Below are 20,703 nucleotides of genomic sequence, written 5' to 3'. Positions count from 1 at the left end.
CTATGAAGGGTAAAATATTTCTTTATTTATTTCTATTTGTATCACTAATTTGTCTTTATCTAGTGGTTAGTAGCGGTAATATGGCAGAAGCGAATGCCAAGACAATTACTAGGTTAGAAAAACAAACCGAAGAATTAAAGGACTCTGTTCAAAAATCATCTTTAAAGGTGCTTGATATGCAGTATTTTTCATTGGAGAACAATGATGATGCTTTGGCGTATTTTGAACATTTAGATTTGAAAGATCCTGCTGGTTATGTTGCAGATAAATTGTTGGAAACCAATGCTCAAAAAGGAGACAATCCGCTAGTCCCTTACGAGGGAATGCAAAGTGATTTTAAAATCAATAAAATTAAAGTGCTTAACCATAAATGGATTCTAACCGATTTCTCGGATGGAAAATATTGGGGAGAGCTATTAATAAAATACGAGTTAAAAGATGACCTTGGGGTAGACTTTACCTTGGTAGATCATTTATTATATACGCGTAGTAATTAAATTTTATCTGAAATCCATTTTTTAAGGGAGTAGAAATTCTGTGGTGCAACACCGTGCCCTGCAGGAAATTCTTCATATACATGTTCAATACCTAAGCTTTGTAATAGTTCTGGTGCTTTTCTAGCCCAGTCTACCGGTATTACCTGGTCCATGTCTCCATGAGAACTATAGAAGTTCAAACCGTCAAAATTATTGTTCCTATAATTGTCGGTTAAAATAGATTCATTGATATATCCGCTTAAGGCTATAATGTTTTTTACTTTTTTTGGATAAGATAATGCTACGGCATAGCTTAAGATAGTTCCCTGGCTAAAGCCTAAAAGATTTACATTGTCTTGATCCAAACCATATGTTGAACAAGCTTCGTCAATAAAGTTCTTGATTTTATCACGCGATTCTATAGCTTGATCATCATCGCTCCATTTTCCTTTTTCATCATCAAAATTAATGGCGTACCAAGCATAACCATAAGGTTGTAAAATGTATGGAGCCCTAACAGCTATAATACAAAGTTCTTCAGGTAATTCTGGAGCAAAGGAGAACAAATCTTCCTCATTACTACCATAACCATGTAACATAAAAAGAACCGGTGGTTTTTTATCTGTTAGGCTAGAGGGTTTAATAATATGTTGAAGAGATAGGGGAGCTGTTGTCATTATATTATTTAATAAAGGTGAACCATTTTTGAAAATACGGACCTACGATAGGTACAATCTGTTCTTTGTTACTTAAAGCGCCAATAAAACCATATACCCAAAGTACAATATAGCAAAGATATAGCCCATAAAGGGCGTATTGATTATACCACACACTGGAGAATATGGCAAAACCATGAAACATTAAGTGCAAACCAAAAGCTTGTCTGGTATGAATTCTTGCAAAACGGTATTGTGGCTCATTGTTCATTGACAAGGCAATAATTGCCCCAACAATGGTTAAATAGGCAACTATCGCTGTAGTTTTACCTTGTACTTCAGTAGATTTCTCCATGTTAATTATTTAAAACTAATTGGTTGTTTGCAATGGTGCCAATTACTTTTCCTTTCATCTTTTTGCCAATTGCAATAGCGTTTTTACTTGAGCTAAAGATCTGATCTTGTGAAAATTCATAAGTGTCATTTATAGTAAAAAGCGAAAGGTTCGCTTCTTTGCCTACTTCTAGCTTTGGATCTTCTATTCCAAAAACAGAGCGCCCCTTGGTCAGTAGGGCAACGGTCTCTTCTACATCAAAAAGTTCATTTAACATACCAAATATGCTTTCCAGTCCTATAGTTCCAAAATCTGCATTATCAAACTCCACATGTTTTAATTCTACATTGAGCGGAGTGTGATCGGATGTTACAAAATCTATAGTTCCGTTTTTTACTCCTTTTTGTAAAGCTCTTGTATCTGTTGCTGTACGTAATGGTGGCATAACTTTATATTGGGTGTCAAAATCTTCTAATGCCGTATCCGTAATACTAAGGTTGTGGGCGGCAACACTACAGAATACCTGTAATCCTTTTTTCTTGGCGTCCGCTATTAGTTTTACGGAATTTGCCGTAGAAATGGTAGGTATAAATAACTTGCCACCTGTATATTCCAATACAAATAAATCCCGTGCTATCTGCAATTCTTCTGCCAGAGCCGGTATGCCTTTTAAACCTAATTTAGTACTGGTAATTCCTTCATTGACAATACCTTTTCCAGAAATACTTTTATCCAACGGAAAGGAAAATACCATTCCGTCAAAATTTTGAGCGTATTGTAAGGCAATTTTTAATAAGTTGGCATTTGCCATTGGGTGTTTATAGTCGTAAAATCCCAGGGCGCCGGCACTTTGCATATCATAAAGTTCAGCCAAAACCTCGCCTTCACCTTTTACGGTCAAATTTCCTAAAGGATGTATTTTGGTCAATTGATTTTTTGCGGCATTTTTTAAATATACTATATCAGATGCCGAATCTGGCGTTGGGTGACTACTAGTGTTTAAGATAACATCTGTAAATCCACTTTTGGCAGCGGTAAGTAACCCATTTTCTATGGTTTCCCTCTCTTCATAACCAGGTTCTCCAAAACTTATCCCGCTATCAAACCAACCTAAGGATACATGTAGATCCTTAATATCTATGACCTTGGTTTTACCGTTAGGCTCTATATTGGTCTCTATAGCATCTATGTTGCCGTTTTTGATGAGAATATCCCTCTTTTTTAGATGAAGATTCTTGGTGCTCCCATTTACTATCGTAACTGATTTTAAAAGTATGTTCATAGGTTTATGGGTAGGTTCGTTAATAGTTATTTTAAGAATTTTTGTAGTACCGTTTCTATTAAAACAAAAGCCAGTGCTAAAATAGCAAACCATTTCCAAAACTCGTTTATGGCATTGCTATTTTGAATTTCTAAAAAGAAGTTTGATACTGAAGTATTACTATTATTTTTAGGTAGCGTATTGTATAATAGCACACTTTCTTTTCTATCGTAATTAAAGCTTGTGTGCCTTAAAATAACGTCATTATGTTCAATAGTGTAGATACCTGCTTCTTTAGGATTTTCTGTAAATGTTATCTGTACTTTTTTGGGTAAAACACGTTGTTGTGGAATAAATTCTACAGAGGCATTTGCAATTTTAACGATATCATCTTGTTGCAGTGTCACAGGTAGTTCAATCTTTATATTATCACCTATAATTGAATATAAGGGCGGAAGTTTTAGACTATTGGTGCCCATATTATAAAATGTGGGAACAATTAAAGGTGAATTTTTAAAATTAGAATTATCACTATTAATTGCTGCAGTAAAGAAATATGCATTCTGCGATCCGGTTAAAAAAGGATCATTATTTTGAAAAGATAATGCTATGGGCGCATTTGTTTTAAATGTATAGCGTTGTTGAACGGTAGGGTATTGAAAATCTGTCACTTTTTTTTCAAATACGTTCTCAAACAACGGATGCGCAGCTTTTACATTGGCAATGGGCATTTCTTGTTTTATTCCGTTCAAGAACTGACTTCTGTTATAGCTTGATGCCAGTTGGTTGTACGAAGCAATATCGGCGTTTACCGAGGGCACCAATACAAAACTTCCGCCGTTAGCAGTTAACGTTTTTAATGCGGTTGTTAGCGAAGTGGGTAGTTTGTCCATTTCGTTGAGAACAACTAAATTTTGACTTTCTATAGTACTATAATTCAATTGTTCTAACGTGCTACTGGTAAATATAAATTCATCTTCGGTATAAATTCTCCTTAAAAAATCCGAAGTTGTATTTCCTATATCCAATATTTTAATTTTTGATTTTTCATCGATATTAAAGTAGAATTGGTTGTCATAATCCAATCCGGTATCTACTATGGCTATTTTGCCTAGAACAATATCGTTTGCATTAATGCTAAAGTGAACATCGGCTTTGTTGTTTTTATCAAAGTTAGCCGCTGTCTTGGCTATAAGTTTATCATTGTTGTAAAGCGAAACGGGTACTGTTTTTTCTTCGGAATTTGTAGATAATTGTGCAACTAACTCTATGTTGTCATTACTGCGTTCTGCTATAAAAACGGTATCTATAGCGGTATTGATAATAAAATCATTACTAGGCTTTACAAAATGAACGGTAGCATTATTGGTTGAATCTATAACCGTAACGTCTCCCATACGTTCTTGAAAATCTGAAATGAGCACCAAATTCTTTTGTGATGCCGCATTATCGGTAAAATAGGTTTTACCTTTTAAAATAATTTCAGAAATATTTAATTGCTTCGGTCCAACGGAAAGGTCTAGCAGTTCGTTTTGGATATCTTTTATAACAACATCATTAAATGATTGTTTATTTGTAAAAAGGGTAAATCGTTGATCTGAAGGAATATTTTCTATAAAATCCTGAACGGTGTTTTTAAAGAGGTTGCCGTTTTCAACCTGCCCGTTCATGCTAAAAGAATCATCTAGATAAAAAACGGTTTCTTTTTCTTGAAGAGCAGTTTCATTGGCTATAAAAGGTTGCGCAAATGCAAGAACCAATGCTCCTAGCAGTCCCATTCTAGTAAACAACAATAACCATTTCTTTAATGTGCTGTTTTTTCTAGATTCAGATACTACTTGCTTTAAGAACTTTACGTTGGTAAATGGTGTTTTCTTAAATCGGCGTAATTGAAAAAGATGAATTATAATAGGAATGAGTAGTAGTAAAAGCCCCCAAAGAAGTTCTGGATATTTAAATTGCATTCCTTATTTTGATTAACGCAAAGATAATTATTTTGAAATTAGAAGCTTGGGAGAAAGCAACTATTATTTTGAGATACTTCATTAGCAAAAGAAGAAATAATCTATAGCCGGCTTTAGTTTTAATTCATGGTAAAATGATTCAATTACAGATTGATCATCTTCATTTGCTACGGTAATAATGGTCTTGGATTTTTTAATGTTTTCCAGTTCTGAGTAGTGCTTAAGCAGTACCCCATAAATGTCTTTTCCTATTTTCTTTTCATTATCACATACCCAATAAAATGGAATATTTTTCTTTACAAGTGTACTGGCTATGGTTTTTCCTTTTTTTCCGGCACCCCAAACTACCAAACTGTCCGTAGGTTTATATTCAAGTTTTAAAAAATAATGCAACTTAATATCCAAAAAATAATTTTGTGCATAATGTTCGCTGGTGCGTGATGTTCTATTGTAATAATCTCGCCAGTAATGTATGGTAGTGGTGCAGGGAATACATTTTAATCCTTTTTCATAAAAACGAAAGGCAAGGTCATAATCTTCAGGATATCTATTGGGATTAAATGCATTACTAGCCTCAAAATCTTCCTTAAGAACCATCCAGCAGGGAGAGGGTATAACACATTCTTTATATATCTCCTTAAAATTATCGCCGGTAGCGGTCAGTTTGTTCAACCATTTCTCGTAACGATCGTAGCCATCGTTTACGCCTGTTTTTGAAAAATACTTGACTTTTCCTATCGCAAGATATCCTTTACCGTGTTCAATAAGTGAATTTACCATTGTTTCAATGCGTTTGGGAGACATGTAATCATCCGCATCCATTCTTGAAATAAAACGGCCGTTACTATTTTTGTATGCTTTTCTAAGTGCTGTTATAATGCCCGATTCTTTATTGGAAATAATTTTGAACCTACTATCGCTTACTGCAAATTTGTTGGCAATTTGGAGACTATTATCACTTGAATTATCATTTACTGCAATTACTTCCCAATTTAAATAGGTCTGTTTTTGGATGGATTTAAGGCATTCTTCAAGATATTGATCGACATTTTTGAAGGGGATAAGTATACTTACAAGCGGATTTGTCATCGTGGCAAGGTAATAAATAACTGAAATTCAACCTTTTCATTTCTATGAAAAAAGTTTAAAAGAACAGAGATAAAAAATAATTCATAAAAGGCTTTATTAGATAAGAAAACCTTTATATATTTGCACCCGCATTCAGGGAATACCTGATGAGGCACTCAGGAGAAATGGCAGAGTGGTCGAATGCGGCAGTCTTGAAAACTGTTGAGGGTCACACCTCCGGGGGTTCGAATCCCTCTTTCTCCGCTCAGAGTTAAGCTCAATATCTATCTGATATTGAGCTTTTTCTTTTTACGTACGTTATAAGTATGTTTTTATAGGACGCAAAAAGAAATAGTTTATAAATATGCAGGAGTAGATTTTAACTTTATTGTCAACTCTTATGGTTGAGCTAAGCCCATATTCAATGCCGGCTATTACCTTTTATTTTATTAATTATATTGCTCATTCACTCCCCAGCTCTGCCTTTTATTGGTTTTTTTTGATAGGATTGTATTATATTTAAGCGATCAAAAGCAATTGGGCCTTATATTTGTTGCTTTTAAAACCACCTCTTCTTAATAGTCTATGACAAAAGCCAAAGTTCATGATAGGGAAAAAGAACGATTGACTCTTCTTAATTCTTATTCAATTTTAGATACCTTACCAGAGAAAGATTATGATAATCTAACCAAACTTGCGGCAGAAATTTGTCAAACACCCATTTCTTTAATTACGTTGCTTGATGATAAAAGACAATGGTTTAAATCTCACTACGGGCTTGGTGTTTCTGAAACGCCCATAGAAGATGCCTTTTGTGCTCATGCCATTACTGGTGATGATCCTATTTTTACTGTTGAAAACGCACGGGAAGATGAACGATTTCATGACAACCCATTGGTCACCGGTGATCCTAATATTGTTTTTTATGCAGGTATACCTTTAAAAACTACAAACGGCCTTCCCCTAGGTACTTTATGTGTTATTGATAGCAAACCAAAGAAATTAACCCCTAGTCAGAAAGAATCACTAAATATATTGTCTGAACAGGTAATTAATTTATTAGAGCTTAGAAAGAATAAATTAGAGCTTGAACGTGCCCATAAAAAGCTAAAAAAATTCTCTAAAAAATTAGAGAAAAAGGTTTTTCTGCGTACAAATCAATTGGAAATCAAGACGATAAAGTTAGAATTGATGATCAATGATCTAGAGTCTTTCAACCATATCTGTAGTCATGATCTACAGGAGCCTTTACGTAAGATTCAAATGTTCATTTCCCAGATCAGTGACAATGAGTTTGATAATCTTTCTGATACCGGTAAACATAAATTAGAAAGAATTGACCGCTCTGCGGCTCGTATGAGAAACCTTATACAAGATTTATTGACGTATGGCGCTACCGAGACTATTGATAATAGTTTGACAACGGTTTCGTTAAAAAAGCTGGTTTTAGATGTAAAAGACGTATTGAGCGAAGAACTTAAGCAGTATAAAACTGTACTAAGAATTCCAAAAGATTGCGAAATTACGGTTAGGCCAATACAGTTTAAGCAATTGCTGTTCAATTTGTTCACCAACGCTATTAAATTTACTAAAGAAGAAGATAAACCGGTTATAAAAGTAACTGGAAAAATTGTACAAGGTGCAGATTATCCAAAGTTGCAGCTAGCTGAAGATACGCGTTATTCCAAAATCGTAGTAACAGATAATGGTATTGGTTTTGATCAAAAATATGAAAACAAGGTTTTTGAAATTTTTCAACGTTTACATAGCGATGAAGAATATCAAGGTACCGGTATTGGTCTGGCCATTGTAAAACGTATTGTTACCACTCACAAAGGGCAAATTAGGGTAGAAAGTTCTTTGGGCAACGGTACCGTCTTTGAAATTTTTATTCCCCTTGCTGATCAAACAGTCTTAAAATAGTCTTTTACTTCTTGAATATAGTTGGCTTTGGATGCGTCATTTAGCCAACTAGCTTCAAATGCATTGATAGCCAATTGCTCTATTTGCTTTAAACTTAAATTGAGGGCTTTTGAAGTTTGAAAGTAGTTCTCGTTCATGTATCCACCAAAATACGCAGGATCATCTGAATGGATGGTAGCAACAATCCCCTTGTCCAACATTTGGCCAACCGGATGCTCATCCATCTTCTGAATTACTTTTAAGGCAACATTACTGGTAGGGCATAGGGTCAACGCAATTTTATCATTCACCAATCTTTTTATCAAAGCTTCGTCCGTTAGACAACGGTTTCCATGATCTATGCGCACTACATTTAAAATATCCAAAGCCTCCCAGATATATTCTGCAGGACCTTCTTCGCCTGCATGTGCCACTAGTTTGTATCCATGTTCTGCAGATGCTTTAAACACTTTTTTAAATTTACTTGGCGGATTTCCCATTTCCGAGGAATCTAAACCAACACCATCAATTATGTCTTTAAATGGTAATGATTCTTCTAAGGTCTTAAAAGCAGCCTCTTCACTTAAATGACGCAAATAGCTCATTATAAGTTTATAAGATATATTAAGCTCGTTTTTGCCCTTTTCCAAGGCACGATGAATTCCATTAATGACCACATCAAAACTTACTCCACGTTCTGTATGTGTTTGTGGGTCAAAAAATACTTCTACATGTTTTACATTTTCACTGTGAACTTTGGTTAAATATGCCCATGTAAGGTCAAAGAAATCTTGCTCGTACAACAATACTTGTGTGCCTGCATAGTAGATGTCTAAAAACTCTTGTAAGTTGTTAAATTTATAGGCTTCTTTTACGGACTCAATGGAATCATAAGGTAAGTTGATGTTGTTTCTCTTTGCAATCTCGAACATCAACTCTGGTTCAAAACTACCTTCTAAATGTAAATGTAGTTCCGCTTTTGGTATGCCTTGGATTATAGTTTGAAGTTTTGATGATTCCATTTAAGAGAGATTTTGCTTTTTTTTTTGGTAGATAGGTCTATATATTTTTGATAAACTTACTTATTAAACCTGGATATTAAAGAACGATAAATATTTTAGGGATAAAATTAAAGTAAATACATTATTTTCTATTTGATGACTTGTACCAGATGTTAGAATTACAAGACATACTTGTTAAATATATCTTCAAGTTCTTTTTCAGGATCTGTACTTAGTCCTGATCTGGTGGTAGAGCTTTGTATAACGGTGCTTCTGCAAGCTGTTAACCATCCAAATCGATCTGGTAGGTCTAATTTACCTATGGGTCCGCCTGCTTCTTTACCCTCACATATCAGCTTCCATGCCTTTAAATATTCGTTTAATATCTCGTATTCTATTTCTGGAGAAAAAGCTTTTAATTTTTTCTCGTCGATATGATATTTAATATCTAAAAATTTTGTTCGTTTACAGAATAAAATCACGCCTACATTAAAGAACTCTTCTCGTTCTACTTTAGGTACTATTCTAACTATCGCAAATTTAAAGGTGTGTCTATCTTGCATCTTCCGCTTCTTTTACTAACACATCTATCATAGATAACTTAGTGGTTATAAATTGTATATAGGCAGCTCTTTTTTCATCCGCATTCAAAACGTCAGATTCGCTTGTTAGCCAATCTTCTGGTATATTTAAAACTATTTCAGTTACTTTTTCTAAGGTAATGTACTTTTTAATTTCTGCTGCTGCTTCAGAGAGGGCAGTAGCTTGTTGTAAAAGAACATGATCTTTTATGAACGGGAAGGTTCTTGATAAATGGTTTTCCCAGGTTTCCCAATTATGATGAAAATAAAAACTGGCACCATTGTCTATGACCCATAACTCATTGTGCCAAAATAAGAGATTTGCATTTTTTGCCGTTCGATCTATATTGCTGATCAAGCTATCCAATACTACTACCTTAGATGCTGTTAATGCATCTGCCTTAGAAATTAATGGGTCAAAAGTAATGGCGCCGGATAAAAAATGCAATCCAAGATTTAAACCAACACTAAACTTTAATAAATCTTGAATTTCTTCATCTGGCTCTGTTTGTCTAAAGGAGTCCTCTAAATTCATAAATACCAGTTCAGGTACTTTTAAACCTATGGCACGTGCCAATTCTCCACCAATAAATTCTGCAATGAGCGATTTTTTTCCTTGGCCAGACCCTCTAAACTTCAGTACATATAAAAAATCATCATTTGCTTTTACGATGGCCGGCATAGAGCCTCCTTCCCGTAAGGGTTGCAAATATTGAACAACATCTACTGTCCTAATATCAATTGTATTCATATTGCTAAGATATAGTTTGTAGTAATATCTATACCTCTGCTTATCTAAATAACATTGACAACTTCCTCTAAAACATAATGGGTAACCCCAACAATAACAGCAATTATAGAAATAATCAGAAATTTAAAAAGGACTGGTTTGCTATTACCTTTAAATTTGTTATTTAGAAATACTACATCGAGCAAAATAAATATAACGGCAATAATACAGCCAATGATTGTGCCAACCTGTACCAATGCCCATTCATATACCATACTTGACAACGAGAATTTAGTATGGTCTGATTCTGGTGCCGGTCCTAAAACTATGCGCATATGGAATAACCCTAAAAGTATAGCAACAATAAGCCAACCAAGGTAACTTAGTATTCGTTTGGTCATATCACTTAAACGCTACTAGACGTGCAATGGTATTATTCTACTTTATTTTCTAACGGAGAAATCATAATATGTGCCCTGTGAGTACCAGGGTCCATGATCCAAGGGTGATTTGGAGCTGAGGGTGTCTCCGGCAAACCGATGGATTTAGATGTGGCAAAAGGAGTATAAATAACGTAACGTAGTTTAGCACCTTCAACTTGTGATGTTTCAGGGTCAAAGGTTGTATTTGGACCATAATAAATGTGCAAAGTAGAACCGGGAGTTATTTTTATTTTACCAGATTTTACTTCTGCTTCGCGTATGGCAAAAATTTCGTCTGAAGATTTGCCTTCGTTACGTAAGGTTCTTCCCCGTGCCATAAAAGGTTCTAGGTCTTTATGATAACATGCGGCATTGAAACCGTTTTTCTTTGGGTCGTCTGCAAGTACAATATACTCGCTGTCACCTTCCTTTAGCGTAACAAATTCACCTGCCATATTGTAACCGATAACTTTAGTATTTTCCCTACTTTCTTTTGGTGCTGCCATTAATGCCGTGGCAATTAAATCTTGATCGCTTTCAATAGATTTTAAATTTGATTTTTTATCCGCAATTTCTTCGGTAGTCTCGGTTGAATTGTCATTAGAAGTCCCTTTGTTTTTATCTGAAGTATTACAAGATATTACAAGACCGCCAAGTAGTACTGTAGCTAGAAGTTTTTTCATGATTTAAAGTTTTTTGTTCTTTCTGATACTAAAGAAAGTTCTTTTCTAAAGTTAGTTATTTTATTAACCTTCTGAACGTCAAAAGCTTTTAAATTATGTGCCAAATTTTTCTAACTGCATATATAAAATAGGGTAGGGTTTACCTGTAGCATCTAACTCTGACCTGCTTTGTGTTTTAAATTGATAATGTTCGTAAAAACCTACAGCTTTTTCATTCTGTTCATTGACATCTACTTTGTCTATTTTCAAATCTTTAATGGCATATTGTAATAACAATGCGCCTATGCCTTGACCCCTATAATCTGGATGTACGAACAACATTTCAAGATTACTTTGGTCAACACCTAGAAAAGCAATGATTTCCTTTTCATGGTTTCTATAGGCACGAAGATTTACGGCATCTAAATAGGTATTTAAGATCAAAGGTTTAAAATACTGGATATCCTCTTCATTTAAAAAATGATGTGTAGCTCTGACGGAAGCTTCCCAAACCTCTACAACTTGTGGGTATTCCCACTTTTGGATAGAATCAATTTTAACCTTCACAATTAAAAATAGAAAAACAGTTGATAATTTGTTTTAAGAAGTCATTATTAATCATACAAACGTATAACTTCTCCGTTTCCTCTTCCTTTTACACTACGTACATAACCATTTACTACTTTAGGCATAGGAATGGGGTTGTGCCCCGGAAAATAGTCTTTATACTTCTCATAGGCATTTTCTACCATACCAGACGATACCACATTTACTCTAATCTCATTTTCCATTTCAAGGGCAACCGCCTGTACAAAGCTATGAATACCACCGTTTACCATAGCTGCACTAGTGGTTTTTACTACGGGATCATCGGCTAAAATACCGGTAGTTAACGTGATGGAGCCTTTTTTGTTTAAATAATGTTGTCCTATGCGAACCAAATTTACTTGCCCCATTAGTTTGCTTCTTAAACCTATATAATAATCTTCTTCCGTTAGGTTGTTGAAATTGTCCCATTTTGCCTCTCCAGCAATACAAATGATGGCGTCTAATTTTCCTGTTTTTTCAAACATTGATGAAATGGAGCTGCTGTCTGCAATATCTACTGTGATATCACCGGTTGTACGGCCAGCAATAATAACTTCATTATCATTTGTAAAGTGAGAAACTACGGTTTTGCCAATAGTTCCGTTGCCTCCTATTATTAAAATTTTCATGTTGTTTTATTTAAAGATTATTACTGATCTAAGAAAGATGCAAGCTAAATGTAAATGACTTTTGTAAGGTTAAGTTAATAACTTAAGGGGATGTTTTCTTTCTTGATTCATAAAATTGTAGGTTAATTTAATGGCTTAATTTTTAAAGAAAAAATACATTTCGTTAAGATATACTAAAAACAAAAGCGGCTAGGGTATAACCCATAGCCGCTTTGTTTTGTAAACCGATATTATTTATCGTACGTTTTTATTTAAGAATGACCTCATTTTCTCTATGATGTCGTTGCCGTCTTCTTCCAGTGCAAAGTGTCCGGTATCATAAATGTTGTAGTCTATATTTTTTACATCTTTTTTAAAGGCTTGGGCACCACTTTCAGGAAAGAAAGCATCATTTTTACCCCATACGATCAATAGTGGAGGTTGGTTATCGCGTAAATACTGTTGCCATTTAGGGTATAGTTTTACATTATTTTGATAATCATAAAACAGATCTAGGTTTACGGCATGTGCATTTGGTCTAGACAGTCTTAAGAAATCTAAATGCCAGGTGTCCGGATTCACGTTTTCTGGGTTTCTAGTGCCGTGCGTGTACTGCCATTCTAACCCTTCCAATGAAAAAGATGGTAATAAGGCCTTTTCGGTTTCCTTGTTTCTATTGGACCAAAATTTCTTAGTAGTTTTCCAGGCTTGTCCTAGACCTCCTTCGTAGGCATTTCCGTTTTGATTGACTATTGCAGTTATTCTACCAGGATGTGCGGTTGCTATTCTAAATCCAATTGGGGCACCATAGTCTTGAATCATAATAGCATATTTATCTATAGCTTTAGATTCTAAAAAAGAATTGATTGTTTCAGCTATATGGTCAAATGTATATAGATAATCATTCTGAGAAGGAAAATCACTGTTTCCAAAACCAGGATAATCCGGTGCTATTAAATGAAACTCATTAGAAAGTTGATTTAAGACTTTTCTATATTGGTGCGATGAAGAAGGAAAACCATGTAATAGTACAATGGTGGGGTTACTTGGATCACCAGCCTCTCTATAGGCAATGTTTACTCCCTTTACATTTTCTTTTTTATACTGTATTGTGTTCATTGTTTTGTGTTTTTTATGATTAAAGATGCTTTGTTTTTTTGTGTGGTGTTTTGTTGTTGACATGATGTTGTTAGTGTCAATGCCAAGATGCATATAAGGTTAATTGTTCTCATTTATAATGTTCTTTCGTTTTCTTTAATTGTTAAATCATTAATACTTGCATATCTTTTTTGCATTAATCCATTTTCGTCAAATTCCCAGTTTTCATTACCGTAAGCACGATACCATTGTCCTTTTTGATTTTGATATTCATATTCAAATCTTACGGCTATTCGATTACCATGATAGCTCCATAGCTCTTTTTTTAGCTTGTAGTTTTGTTCATTGGTCCATTTGTGTTCTAAAAATTGTTGCACTTCATTTCTACCATTAATGAACTGGCTTCTATTGCGCCACTCGGTGTCAACGGTATATGCCATGGAAACCTTTATTGGGTCTTTGCTGTTCCAGGCATCCTCTGCCAATTGTACTTTTTGTTTTGCTGTTTCTTCTGTAAAAGGGGGTAACGGGTACTTTTTCATAGTTCAAGAATTTATTACCGAACATTCGGTAAAATATAGTGTTAAATTTTTTATGGCTTTAGATACTTGTGTTCAATGTTCTGTAGGGTTTTGTCAAAAATACTGATATCTCCTAAGCCCTTGGTTACAATTAAGCTTCCTTGTATTTCTATCAATACTTGCAAGGCCTTTTCTTCTGCTGCTGCTGGAGTTAATTTTAAGGCAATACCTATTTCTTTAAAGGCAGAAAGGTATGCGGTCATTCCTTGGTTGATCTGCTCTTCAAATAGTTCAATGCCGGCTTGCATAGAAAGTGCACGAAAAATGCAGATGTTTTTACCACCATCATATAAAGTTCTAATTGCGGATAAGCCTTCTTTTAATCTAGTAGATGGGTCAAGGTTGGTGTCCAATAGTGTATTAAAAACATTGTTGGTAACCCAATCTTCTAAGTGTTGCAATACAGCATCTGCCATTTCTTGCTTGCCGTTAGGAAACCTATGATATAAACTAGCTTTTTTAAGACCGGTAGCTTCTGATAATTCCTTTAAGCTAGCACCTTCATAGCCTCTTGATCTAAAGACTTTTGTTAACCCTGTTAATATATCTATGTCCAATACCTTTTGTGGTCTCATGGTACAAATGTAATATTATTTTTAATTACCGAACGATTGGTAAAATATTTAATATAAAATTAAGATTTTTGATTTTTCTGTTGAAAACATAGGATGCAAAAAGGAAAGGTGGTATTATAAATTGGTATTATGGGGTAGTAGTGTTCTGGTGTAATAGCCTTATATCTAGTTTTATAGCCTATGTTTTATAAATGTATAATACGGTGTACATATATTTTTCTATGAGTCTTAATCTGAAACAATATTAGGTTTATGTTTAATTTCAAAGTTGCAAGAATTGGCAATAAAACACATTTTATTAGCTTCTTCATGTAATTCTTTAGCTTCTTGCATTCTGCTTTTATCCGAAATTCTAACGGTAGGGTTAAGGGTAACTTCTGTAAATCTTCCGCTACCGTTATTATCTTCCGCCATTGTTCCCGTAGCATTATCCTCATATGCAGTTACTATAATTTTATGTACGGAACATAAATGTAAATACCATAGCATATGACATGCTGTTATTGAAGACAGAAAAAGATCTTCTGGGTTATATTTTGATTTGTCCCCCAAAAATGATGGATCTGATGACCCATGAATTGCATCATATTTACCAACGGATGTAATTTCGTGATTACGGTTGTAAGAGGTATAGTTTAAAGTTCCGTTTCCCTCGTTACCTGTCCACTCAACTTTTATTTCGTATTTGTGACTTTTCATTTTAAAGTGCTTGTTGTTTACTTGTCCATAGATGCCGAGTTCCATTTTTGGTTCAGGATGTTGCTCAAAAGATCAATATAATTCCATCCTATTTTTCTTGCAGATAGTAACGTTAAACTGTCTTGATTATTTCTGTGGGACCTTGAGGGGCCGGTCATATTCGGTTTCATATTAAGGTCAAATAAATAATATTTTCCTGTACTGTTAGATCTGCAATCTATTCTAATTGGAGCTTTAATATCTATTATCTCTGCAGATTTAACGCAATGTTCATAAACTTCTAGAATTTCATTACTCTGTAACTCTGCATCACTTAGTACTTTACTGTTTTCCATAACAGCAACTGTTCCATTATAAGGGGCAATACCATTATCATGATTATATCTTTCTACAGCAGGTAAGCACCATGGCCTATCATAAAACAATTCTTTACCATTTACCATGTAATTCCCTTTAGGCATTACGGTAATTGTTATTTCCTTTCCAATTAAAAATTCTTCAATGTAAACAGCGGTGCCATAGGCATTGTTTGAAAACATAGCAGGTAACCTATCTAAAAGATCTTTGTGGTTATTGATTTTCGTTACACCTTGACTTCCTCTTCCTCTTATAGGTTTTAATACTAAAGGAAATTTTAAGTCCAATGAAAGGTTATTGTAATCTTCATTGGTAATGAGTTGATTTTTGGGGATAGGTATATTGTTGGTAGCTAAAATATAATTGGTATACATTTTATCATCAAAAGTATCTACTAAGGATGGTGTTTGCCCTACAATAAAGAGGTCTTTGTTATAAAATTTTTCAATGTTGTGGTGGTTATAGAGCACCGTATTCAACCAAAAGATGTTTGCTCCTTTATTCAATGCATTTTTAATACCATCTTCTGTGTCTGGAAAAACCCAATCCTTGTCAATATTTTCATTTGGATGTTCTACAGGTGTAATTACATGATATTGGTTTTTTAATAATGCAAAAGCTATATCCGCTCCGCTATCTGCATAGCCTCCAGGTTTCATAGGTTTTTGAATACCTTCTTTAATAGGAGGTAATTGGGCTTGGTATAATATCGCTATTTTATCCATAGTATAAATTTAACGAAACTATCTATTCAATTTTTTAATTAGTAAGATTTAAAAAATGTATTATAAATTTTTTTAAGTAGAAATATTTAGCGTGTGTTTCTATGTTTTGGTTTGAAATATTTCTTTTTTAATATCTAAATACTGCTGTTCTCAATCAGATATTAATATACCGATACTTTGGTAATGAGCCCATTTTTGACCTCTATACCCATGGTATCTGTAATGTTTTCGTTTTTGGATTCTAATGTTAATTCAAAATCTGAGCTTTTGTCATTTCTTGCATAAATTGCAGCGAGGTAAAAATCATTTCTCCAATTAGAAAATGCTTTAATTGTATTAATTTTTTCTTGTACAATTTCTTCTTCTATTTTGGGTAGAAACTGTTTATCCCAATTTTCTATAAGTTGGCAAACAAAGTCTATTTGGTTGCTAAAGGGTGAGGAGTTTTTACCTTCTAAATAAAATTGTGTTTTTATAGTATTGTTGCCTATTATAATGCCGCCGCGCCACGTATATGTTTTGGTTAGTTTATTGCCTCTTATTCTATCACTTTTAATTATGCCTAATTTAGGGTGATTAATAGTTTTCTTTTTGCCCAAAAGCAAGCTGATAATGCTCATTAATTTATTTTAAATGGTTGATGGTCCTAAGCCCAAGTTATTTTTAATTTCATCTGATACCGTAATAAAGTTAGCTATGTCTCTTGCCCAAATCTGATACGTTTGCTTTGATGGATGTACGCCATCTATAAAAAAGTCAGAAGGTTGTAACTTCAAATTATACCTCTGTATATAGTCTTTACTAGATGGTTTTAAAGCGTAGTAATACACCTTTTCATAATCTTTTACAATTGTATTTAATTCATCACCAAGAATATCAACTAAATTTCCGATGGTAAACTTTATCAGTGATGTAAAAGCAGGGAATTCTTTAATAGGCGGCATGTTTGTAAAAACAATAGGAGTACTTTTAAATCTACTTCTAAGACTATCTATTAACTTACGAATATCATTGTTCCATTTTTTAGGTGAGTTCAGTTCAAAAGCATCGTTACCACCAAGGCCTATTACTATTAGATCTGTACTTTTTTCTGTAATAAGATTAATAATTTTGTCATTTATATTTTTTGCGGTATACCCACTTTTGGCATAAACTTTCCAATTTACACTTGTGTCTAGTGCGGTAGCCAGTTCATGAGCTAGTGCCCCGGTAAATCCCTCTTCGTGGGTTTGGACACCTACACCGGCAATAGTACTTTCACCAATGGTAAGCATTTGTAATATTGTATTGGTAGATACTGTAGAACAGCCTTCAATACCTGTGGCCTCTGGCAGCCTAGGAACTGATTTTTTAATTCTTTTGCCTTGAAAGTACATAATTGGTAAAAGTGGAATAGTTAAGATGTATCCCAAAGTGTACTTTAAATTCATTTTAAATGTGTTAAATGCCTATAGTCAATATTGAATTTCTAAAAATTCTAAAGATGAAAATAGTATAATTAAATTGGTTAAAAATGTAATGGGAGAGGGGGTGTATTTTAGCAAAACCTAAAGTTGCCCTCATAAATAAGATATCATTATGCCAGTAATATGTTTTGCTTTAAAAAAACACTGATAAAATAAATAAACTTAAAGCATCTAATTTAGAAACTTTAAGTCTATTTATTATACCGCTAAACTAATATGGAAGATTTTACTTTCACCTATTCTCTTGAGTGAAGACCAATTGTGTTTCCTTCACTATCTAAAAATATTGATATAAAGCCGAATTCACCTATTGGTGTTTTTGATTTTAGTATTTTTCCACCTGCACTTTCAATTCTCATTTCTTCCGTGGTACAATCTACAGAGGCAAAATAAACAACGGTGTTGTTGTCATTTGCAACATAGTTTTCTTTTTCTACCAAAGCCCCGGTTGCATTTGCGCCATCATTTTCAAATGGGAATGTGGCTTGTTTTCCCCATTCAATAGGTAAGTTGGTCAATGTTACGGCAAAAACAGTTTCATAAAATTTTTTAGCTCTTTCTAAGTTGGCTACATTAATATCAAACCAACAAACAGGATTTACAGTTTTCATTTTAATTGTTTTTAAGTTCCCTACAAATTTGCGAATGCAGGGAGACTTAAAATTGTAAAAATGGGACAATGCTATTTTTTAGCATCAAAAATCAAAGACATTTTTAATTCTTCTCCGTAAAATTCTTTAGGTGTAATCCCTGTAAACTCTTTAAAATCCTTAATAAAATGAGATTGGTCAAAGTACTCATTCTCATAGGTCAAATCTGTTAAATTTGAATTCTCATTTTCTAAAAGTGATTTTAGAGAGGCTTGTAGTCTAACAATTTTTGAAAGTTGTTTTGGGCTTAACCCTATGTTGGAAGAAAATTTTCTGGCTAAAATTCTACGGCTTAGACTAGCTCTATCAGATAGTTCATTGACAGAAAGCTGTCCTTTGTATTTCGTTATTGCTTCAATTGTAGCGTTTACTATACGGTCTTTTACCTCTTTGCTCTTTAATAATGCAAAAAGAAAAGTTTCGGCTATTTTAATGCGTTCATCAGTGTTATTGGCATTTAAAATATCGTATTCCAATTTTTCACCTTTATCACCGAACAATTTTTTTAAGGAAATAGGTTTGTTTTCCATTTCTTTTATTGGAATGTCCGTAAAAGGTGAAAAACCGTTTGAATTAAAACGAATTACAAAAGTACCTGTTTCTCCTACAGGTTCAACAACATAAGGCTTTGTAAGTTGTCCTATCAAAAAACATCTTGGCTGTAAGAAACTTTTTCCATCCTTTGGATGATGCCAATACAGGTCACCATAATGAAATATTAGTTTCATGGTTCCATCAGGAATTATCGTATTTCTTTTAGGTGTGTTTTCTAATGAACTCTCCAATGTCCAATAGCACTTTATAAAGTCGGCCAGAGCGCTGTTTGGCTCATAAATTTTTGTTTTCACTTAGTTTCTTTTATGCGGTAGCGGTTTGCTATGGATAAGGCTATTTCTATTTTTTATAATTCATAAAAAGATTGCTTGATCTGCGATAGTAAATTGTCTTAAATATAATTAATTACAAACTTTTTTTGTTCTTATTTAAATGTTGAATGCCAAACCCTAAAGAATTGATGGACTCTCTAAATATAACTATACTTAAGGTTAAGAACAAGAGTCTATTTGTGTTGAGACTTTGAGTCTTGAGCTATATTACTTAATTCTCTAATTCTGTATCTGTTTGATAATAAATTCTTGGATTTTCTTCAATAAGTGAATCAAAAGATTCTTTGGCTTTACTAAGACCGAATACTATAGCCAAAAACAATATGGATAAATGAACTAATTTATTCTTTGTATTTTTCTCTCTAAATATAAGAGCTAGATTCCATATGAATATAACAATCATAATAGCTAAGGAAATTTTATCTAGGATTGGATTCATTCCTGAAAATAGCGTGAAATGGAAGGCTATTAAGAGTCCGATTAGGATTAATAGAAATGTGGTTACTATAGTTTTGCCTTTCATTTCAAACGAATGAATTTTAATTTTAGAGCTATTGATTAGTCCATTCTTTTAATATCAGCAATTTGCTCTTCAAATTTTTTGCTGTCCTTAAATGCACATAAGTTTCCGTCAGGGTCGTAAAATTTGGCTATTGTTCCCCAAGAATGTTCTTGGTAATCCACTTTTATATTTTTCCTGGTCAATTTTTCTGCAAACATTTTTACATTCGGAACATTCATTCTCAAACAAGTTTTTGTTCTTTCCATTCCCGTTTTTTGTCCATTGTATTCATCGTCCAATTCTACCATCAAATATGCGTGTCCAAATTCAAAACAAGTTAAATTTTCGCCCTCAAACATTTTCTTGAGACCTAAAACATTTTCATAAAAATCCACACATTTTTTGTATTCAAGAGTATATAATATTATTCCGGTACGATCAAATTCCATTCGGTGCAATAATTTTTAGAGCTTTCTTACAACGTTTCGGCTCGTATGTTTATTTCTATAGTTGAAGATAAGATATTTAGAATAATCCATTAGCTTAAATAAATGTGTGATTACATGGTTTGGCTAGGTACTGAGTATGGATATCATCGCTTAGGTTTAAACACATTCCAATCTAACGGTCTAAAAAATTTACTTTGGCTAATACATCAGCATTGACAATAGGAGGGACAAAGAGTTCTAGACTATTTAATACAATATCGTTTCTTAGAAATCCCGCCCTTCTATAATTTTCTTGGAATCCGGACAGTACCTAGGTCCTTTGGATAGAGACCGAATCAAGTGCGAGCAAGGATGATAAAGGGAATTATAGCTTAAAAACCGAATAAATGGAAAAGCGTTTAAAACAGAGTCTTGGTATCGATGTTTCCAAATCGAACCTGTCATTGTCACTAGGGTTTCTA

General features: G+C 33.7%; 25 protein-coding genes and 1 tRNA gene. 3 read left to right on the top strand and 23 right to left on the bottom strand.

Annotation, left to right across the window (positions count from 1 at the left end; genetic code table 11):
* The first annotated feature begins 2 nt into the window (after positions 1-2).
* Entirely contained in the window at positions 3-497 is a 495-nt protein-coding gene (locus PXC01_RS14400; RefSeq protein WP_276472992.1) for a hydrolase, read from the top strand.
* Here the strand turns inward: PXC01_RS14400 and PXC01_RS14395 are convergent.
* The 5 genes from PXC01_RS14395 to PXC01_RS14375 form a co-directional block, all read right to left on the bottom strand.
* On the bottom strand, positions 494-1,153 hold the full coding sequence (locus tag PXC01_RS14395) for an alpha/beta hydrolase (protein ID WP_276472991.1): 660 nt from the start codon (positions 1,151-1,153) through the stop codon (positions 494-496). The genes PXC01_RS14400 and PXC01_RS14395 overlap by 4 nt on opposite strands.
* A gap of 4 nt (positions 1,154-1,157) precedes the next feature.
* Positions 1,158-1,487: a hypothetical protein gene (locus PXC01_RS14390; protein WP_276472990.1), complete on the bottom strand. Its 330-nt coding sequence runs from the start codon at positions 1,485-1,487 to the stop codon at positions 1,158-1,160.
* Position 1,488: 1 nt separating this feature from the next.
* Positions 1,489-2,748, bottom strand: coding sequence for a dihydroorotase (locus PXC01_RS14385; RefSeq protein ID WP_276472989.1), 1,260 nt, complete (start codon positions 2,746-2,748; stop codon positions 1,489-1,491).
* Positions 2,749-2,774: 26 nt separating this feature from the next.
* Complete coding sequence (locus PXC01_RS14380; RefSeq protein ID WP_276472988.1) at positions 2,775-4,691, bottom strand: BatA domain-containing protein; 1,917 nt, start codon at positions 4,689-4,691, stop codon at positions 2,775-2,777.
* 81 nt (positions 4,692-4,772) lie between these two features.
* On the bottom strand, positions 4,773-5,780 hold the full coding sequence (locus PXC01_RS14375; RefSeq protein ID WP_276472987.1) for a glycosyltransferase family 2 protein: 1,008 nt from the start codon (positions 5,778-5,780) through the stop codon (positions 4,773-4,775).
* 158 nt (positions 5,781-5,938) lie between these two features.
* On the opposite strand from PXC01_RS14375, the gene PXC01_RS14370 reads away from it, so the two are divergent.
* Together PXC01_RS14370 and PXC01_RS14365 are read left to right on the top strand one after the other, a co-directional pair.
* Positions 5,939-6,023: transfer RNA gene (locus PXC01_RS14370), tRNA-Ser, on the top strand.
* A gap of 321 nt (positions 6,024-6,344) precedes the next feature.
* On the top strand, positions 6,345-7,682 hold the full coding sequence (locus PXC01_RS14365; RefSeq protein ID WP_276472986.1) for a GAF domain-containing sensor histidine kinase: 1,338 nt from the start codon (positions 6,345-6,347) through the stop codon (positions 7,680-7,682).
* On the opposite strand, the gene PXC01_RS14360 is transcribed toward PXC01_RS14365, so the two are convergent.
* The 18 genes from PXC01_RS14360 to PXC01_RS14275 all read right to left on the bottom strand — a co-directional run bounded on the left by PXC01_RS14360 (position 7,664) and on the right by PXC01_RS14275 (position 20,242).
* Positions 7,664-8,683 (bottom strand): adenosine deaminase, encoded by a 1,020-nt coding sequence (locus PXC01_RS14360; RefSeq protein WP_276472985.1) that lies wholly within the window; start codon positions 8,681-8,683, stop codon positions 7,664-7,666. The genes PXC01_RS14365 and PXC01_RS14360 overlap by 19 nt on opposite strands.
* 158 nt (positions 8,684-8,841) lie before the next feature.
* The gene (locus tag PXC01_RS14355; RefSeq protein WP_276472984.1) at positions 8,842-9,225 is read right to left on the bottom strand and encodes a DUF3037 domain-containing protein; all 384 of its coding nucleotides are present in this window, start codon (positions 9,223-9,225) and stop codon (positions 8,842-8,844) included.
* A complete protein-coding gene (locus tag PXC01_RS14350) occupies positions 9,215-9,994 on the bottom strand; it encodes a HipA family kinase (RefSeq protein WP_276472983.1) in 780 nt (259 codons plus the stop codon). The genes PXC01_RS14355 and PXC01_RS14350 overlap by 11 nt, the downstream gene beginning before the upstream one ends.
* A gap of 44 nt (positions 9,995-10,038) precedes the next feature.
* The gene (locus tag PXC01_RS14345; protein WP_276472982.1) at positions 10,039-10,374 is read right to left on the bottom strand and encodes a hypothetical protein; all 336 of its coding nucleotides are present in this window, start codon (positions 10,372-10,374) and stop codon (positions 10,039-10,041) included.
* 32 nt (positions 10,375-10,406) lie between these two features.
* Positions 10,407-11,078, bottom strand: coding sequence for a hypothetical protein (locus tag PXC01_RS14340; RefSeq protein WP_276472981.1), 672 nt, complete (start codon positions 11,076-11,078; stop codon positions 10,407-10,409).
* A gap of 93 nt (positions 11,079-11,171) precedes the next feature.
* The gene (locus PXC01_RS14335) at positions 11,172-11,624 is read right to left on the bottom strand and encodes a GNAT family N-acetyltransferase (RefSeq protein ID WP_276472980.1); all 453 of its coding nucleotides are present in this window, start codon (positions 11,622-11,624) and stop codon (positions 11,172-11,174) included.
* Between the two features lie 47 nt (positions 11,625-11,671).
* On the bottom strand, positions 11,672-12,274 hold the full coding sequence (locus tag PXC01_RS14330) for a short chain dehydrogenase (RefSeq protein ID WP_276472979.1): 603 nt from the start codon (positions 12,272-12,274) through the stop codon (positions 11,672-11,674).
* 234 nt (positions 12,275-12,508) lie between these two features.
* A complete protein-coding gene (locus PXC01_RS14325; protein WP_276472978.1) occupies positions 12,509-13,372 on the bottom strand; it encodes an alpha/beta fold hydrolase in 864 nt (287 codons plus the stop codon).
* A 113-nt stretch (positions 13,373-13,485) separates the two neighbouring features.
* A complete protein-coding gene (locus PXC01_RS14320) occupies positions 13,486-13,893 on the bottom strand; it encodes a nuclear transport factor 2 family protein (RefSeq protein ID WP_276472977.1) in 408 nt (135 codons plus the stop codon).
* A gap of 50 nt (positions 13,894-13,943) precedes the next feature.
* On the bottom strand, positions 13,944-14,507 hold the full coding sequence (locus PXC01_RS14315) for a TetR/AcrR family transcriptional regulator (RefSeq protein ID WP_276472976.1): 564 nt from the start codon (positions 14,505-14,507) through the stop codon (positions 13,944-13,946).
* A gap of 228 nt (positions 14,508-14,735) precedes the next feature.
* Positions 14,736-15,206 (bottom strand): OsmC family protein, encoded by a 471-nt coding sequence (locus tag PXC01_RS14310; RefSeq protein ID WP_276472975.1) that lies wholly within the window; start codon positions 15,204-15,206, stop codon positions 14,736-14,738.
* Between the two features lie 17 nt (positions 15,207-15,223).
* The gene (locus PXC01_RS14305) at positions 15,224-16,288 is read right to left on the bottom strand and encodes a D-alanine--D-alanine ligase family protein (protein ID WP_276472974.1); all 1,065 of its coding nucleotides are present in this window, start codon (positions 16,286-16,288) and stop codon (positions 15,224-15,226) included.
* Positions 16,289-16,449: 161 nt separating this feature from the next.
* Positions 16,450-16,908 carry a hypothetical protein gene (locus PXC01_RS14300; RefSeq protein ID WP_276472973.1) on the bottom strand — a complete coding sequence of 153 codons (459 nt, stop codon included), beginning with the start codon at positions 16,906-16,908 and terminating at the stop codon, positions 16,450-16,452.
* A 9-nt stretch (positions 16,909-16,917) separates the two neighbouring features.
* The gene (locus tag PXC01_RS14295) at positions 16,918-17,718 is read right to left on the bottom strand and encodes an SGNH/GDSL hydrolase family protein (protein WP_276472972.1); all 801 of its coding nucleotides are present in this window, start codon (positions 17,716-17,718) and stop codon (positions 16,918-16,920) included.
* Positions 17,719-17,990: 272 nt separating this feature from the next.
* Complete coding sequence (locus PXC01_RS14290; protein WP_276472971.1) at positions 17,991-18,365, bottom strand: VOC family protein; 375 nt, start codon at positions 18,363-18,365, stop codon at positions 17,991-17,993.
* Positions 18,366-18,436: 71 nt separating this feature from the next.
* On the bottom strand, positions 18,437-19,252 hold the full coding sequence (locus PXC01_RS14285) for a helix-turn-helix transcriptional regulator (RefSeq protein ID WP_276472970.1): 816 nt from the start codon (positions 19,250-19,252) through the stop codon (positions 18,437-18,439).
* Between the two features lie 250 nt (positions 19,253-19,502).
* Positions 19,503-19,814, bottom strand: coding sequence for a hypothetical protein (locus tag PXC01_RS14280; protein ID WP_276472969.1), 312 nt, complete (start codon positions 19,812-19,814; stop codon positions 19,503-19,505).
* A gap of 35 nt (positions 19,815-19,849) precedes the next feature.
* Positions 19,850-20,242, bottom strand: a complete 393-nt coding sequence (locus PXC01_RS14275) for a VOC family protein (RefSeq protein ID WP_276472968.1) — start codon at positions 20,240-20,242, stop codon at positions 19,850-19,852.
* Between the last annotated feature and the right edge of the window lie 461 nt (positions 20,243-20,703).

The organism is Maribacter huludaoensis (genome assembly GCF_029350945.1).
Lineage (GTDB): Bacteria > Bacteroidota > Bacteroidia > Flavobacteriales > Flavobacteriaceae > Maribacter > Maribacter huludaoensis.
Note: the sequence above shows the minus strand (reverse complement) of the source record. Positions and strands in the feature narration are given on the sequence as shown.

Excerpts from the sequence above, each read along its gene's own strand:
- PXC01_RS14400 (WP_276472992.1), top strand. The coding sequence starts at position 3 with ATGAAGGGTAAAATATTTCTTTATTTATTTCTATTTGTATCACTAATT.
- PXC01_RS14395 (WP_276472991.1), bottom strand. The coding sequence starts at position 1,153 with ATGACAACAGCTCCCCTATCTCTTCAACATATTATTAAACCCTCTAGC.
- PXC01_RS14390 (WP_276472990.1), bottom strand. The coding sequence starts at position 1,487 with ATGGAGAAATCTACTGAAGTACAAGGTAAAACTACAGCGATAGTTGCC.
- PXC01_RS14385 (WP_276472989.1), bottom strand. The coding sequence starts at position 2,748 with ATGAACATACTTTTAAAATCAGTTACGATAGTAAATGGGAGCACCAAG.
- PXC01_RS14380 (WP_276472988.1), bottom strand. The coding sequence starts at position 4,691 with ATGCAATTTAAATATCCAGAACTTCTTTGGGGGCTTTTACTACTACTC.
- PXC01_RS14375 (WP_276472987.1), bottom strand. The coding sequence starts at position 5,780 with ATGACAAATCCGCTTGTAAGTATACTTATCCCCTTCAAAAATGTCGAT.
- PXC01_RS14365 (WP_276472986.1), top strand. The coding sequence starts at position 6,345 with ATGACAAAAGCCAAAGTTCATGATAGGGAAAAAGAACGATTGACTCTT.
- PXC01_RS14360 (WP_276472985.1), bottom strand. The coding sequence starts at position 8,683 with ATGGAATCATCAAAACTTCAAACTATAATCCAAGGCATACCAAAAGCG.
- PXC01_RS14355 (WP_276472984.1), bottom strand. The coding sequence starts at position 9,225 with ATGCAAGATAGACACACCTTTAAATTTGCGATAGTTAGAATAGTACCT.
- PXC01_RS14350 (WP_276472983.1), bottom strand. The coding sequence starts at position 9,994 with ATGAATACAATTGATATTAGGACAGTAGATGTTGTTCAATATTTGCAA.
- PXC01_RS14345 (WP_276472982.1), bottom strand. The coding sequence starts at position 10,374 with ATGACCAAACGAATACTAAGTTACCTTGGTTGGCTTATTGTTGCTATA.
- PXC01_RS14340 (WP_276472981.1), bottom strand. The coding sequence starts at position 11,078 with ATGAAAAAACTTCTAGCTACAGTACTACTTGGCGGTCTTGTAATATCT.
- PXC01_RS14330 (WP_276472979.1), bottom strand. The coding sequence starts at position 12,274 with ATGAAAATTTTAATAATAGGAGGCAACGGAACTATTGGCAAAACCGTA.
- PXC01_RS14325 (WP_276472978.1), bottom strand. The coding sequence starts at position 13,372 with ATGAACACAATACAGTATAAAAAAGAAAATGTAAAGGGAGTAAACATT.
- PXC01_RS14320 (WP_276472977.1), bottom strand. The coding sequence starts at position 13,893 with ATGAAAAAGTACCCGTTACCCCCTTTTACAGAAGAAACAGCAAAACAA.
- PXC01_RS14315 (WP_276472976.1), bottom strand. The coding sequence starts at position 14,507 with ATGAGACCACAAAAGGTATTGGACATAGATATATTAACAGGGTTAACA.
- PXC01_RS14310 (WP_276472975.1), bottom strand. The coding sequence starts at position 15,206 with ATGAAAAGTCACAAATACGAAATAAAAGTTGAGTGGACAGGTAACGAG.
- PXC01_RS14305 (WP_276472974.1), bottom strand. The coding sequence starts at position 16,288 with ATGGATAAAATAGCGATATTATACCAAGCCCAATTACCTCCTATTAAA.
- PXC01_RS14300 (WP_276472973.1), bottom strand. The coding sequence starts at position 16,908 with ATGAGCATTATCAGCTTGCTTTTGGGCAAAAAGAAAACTATTAATCAC.
- PXC01_RS14295 (WP_276472972.1), bottom strand. The coding sequence starts at position 17,718 with ATGAATTTAAAGTACACTTTGGGATACATCTTAACTATTCCACTTTTA.
- PXC01_RS14290 (WP_276472971.1), bottom strand. The coding sequence starts at position 18,365 with ATGAAAACTGTAAATCCTGTTTGTTGGTTTGATATTAATGTAGCCAAC.
- PXC01_RS14280 (WP_276472969.1), bottom strand. The coding sequence starts at position 19,814 with ATGAAAGGCAAAACTATAGTAACCACATTTCTATTAATCCTAATCGGA.
- PXC01_RS14275 (WP_276472968.1), bottom strand. The coding sequence starts at position 20,242 with ATGGAATTTGATCGTACCGGAATAATATTATATACTCTTGAATACAAA.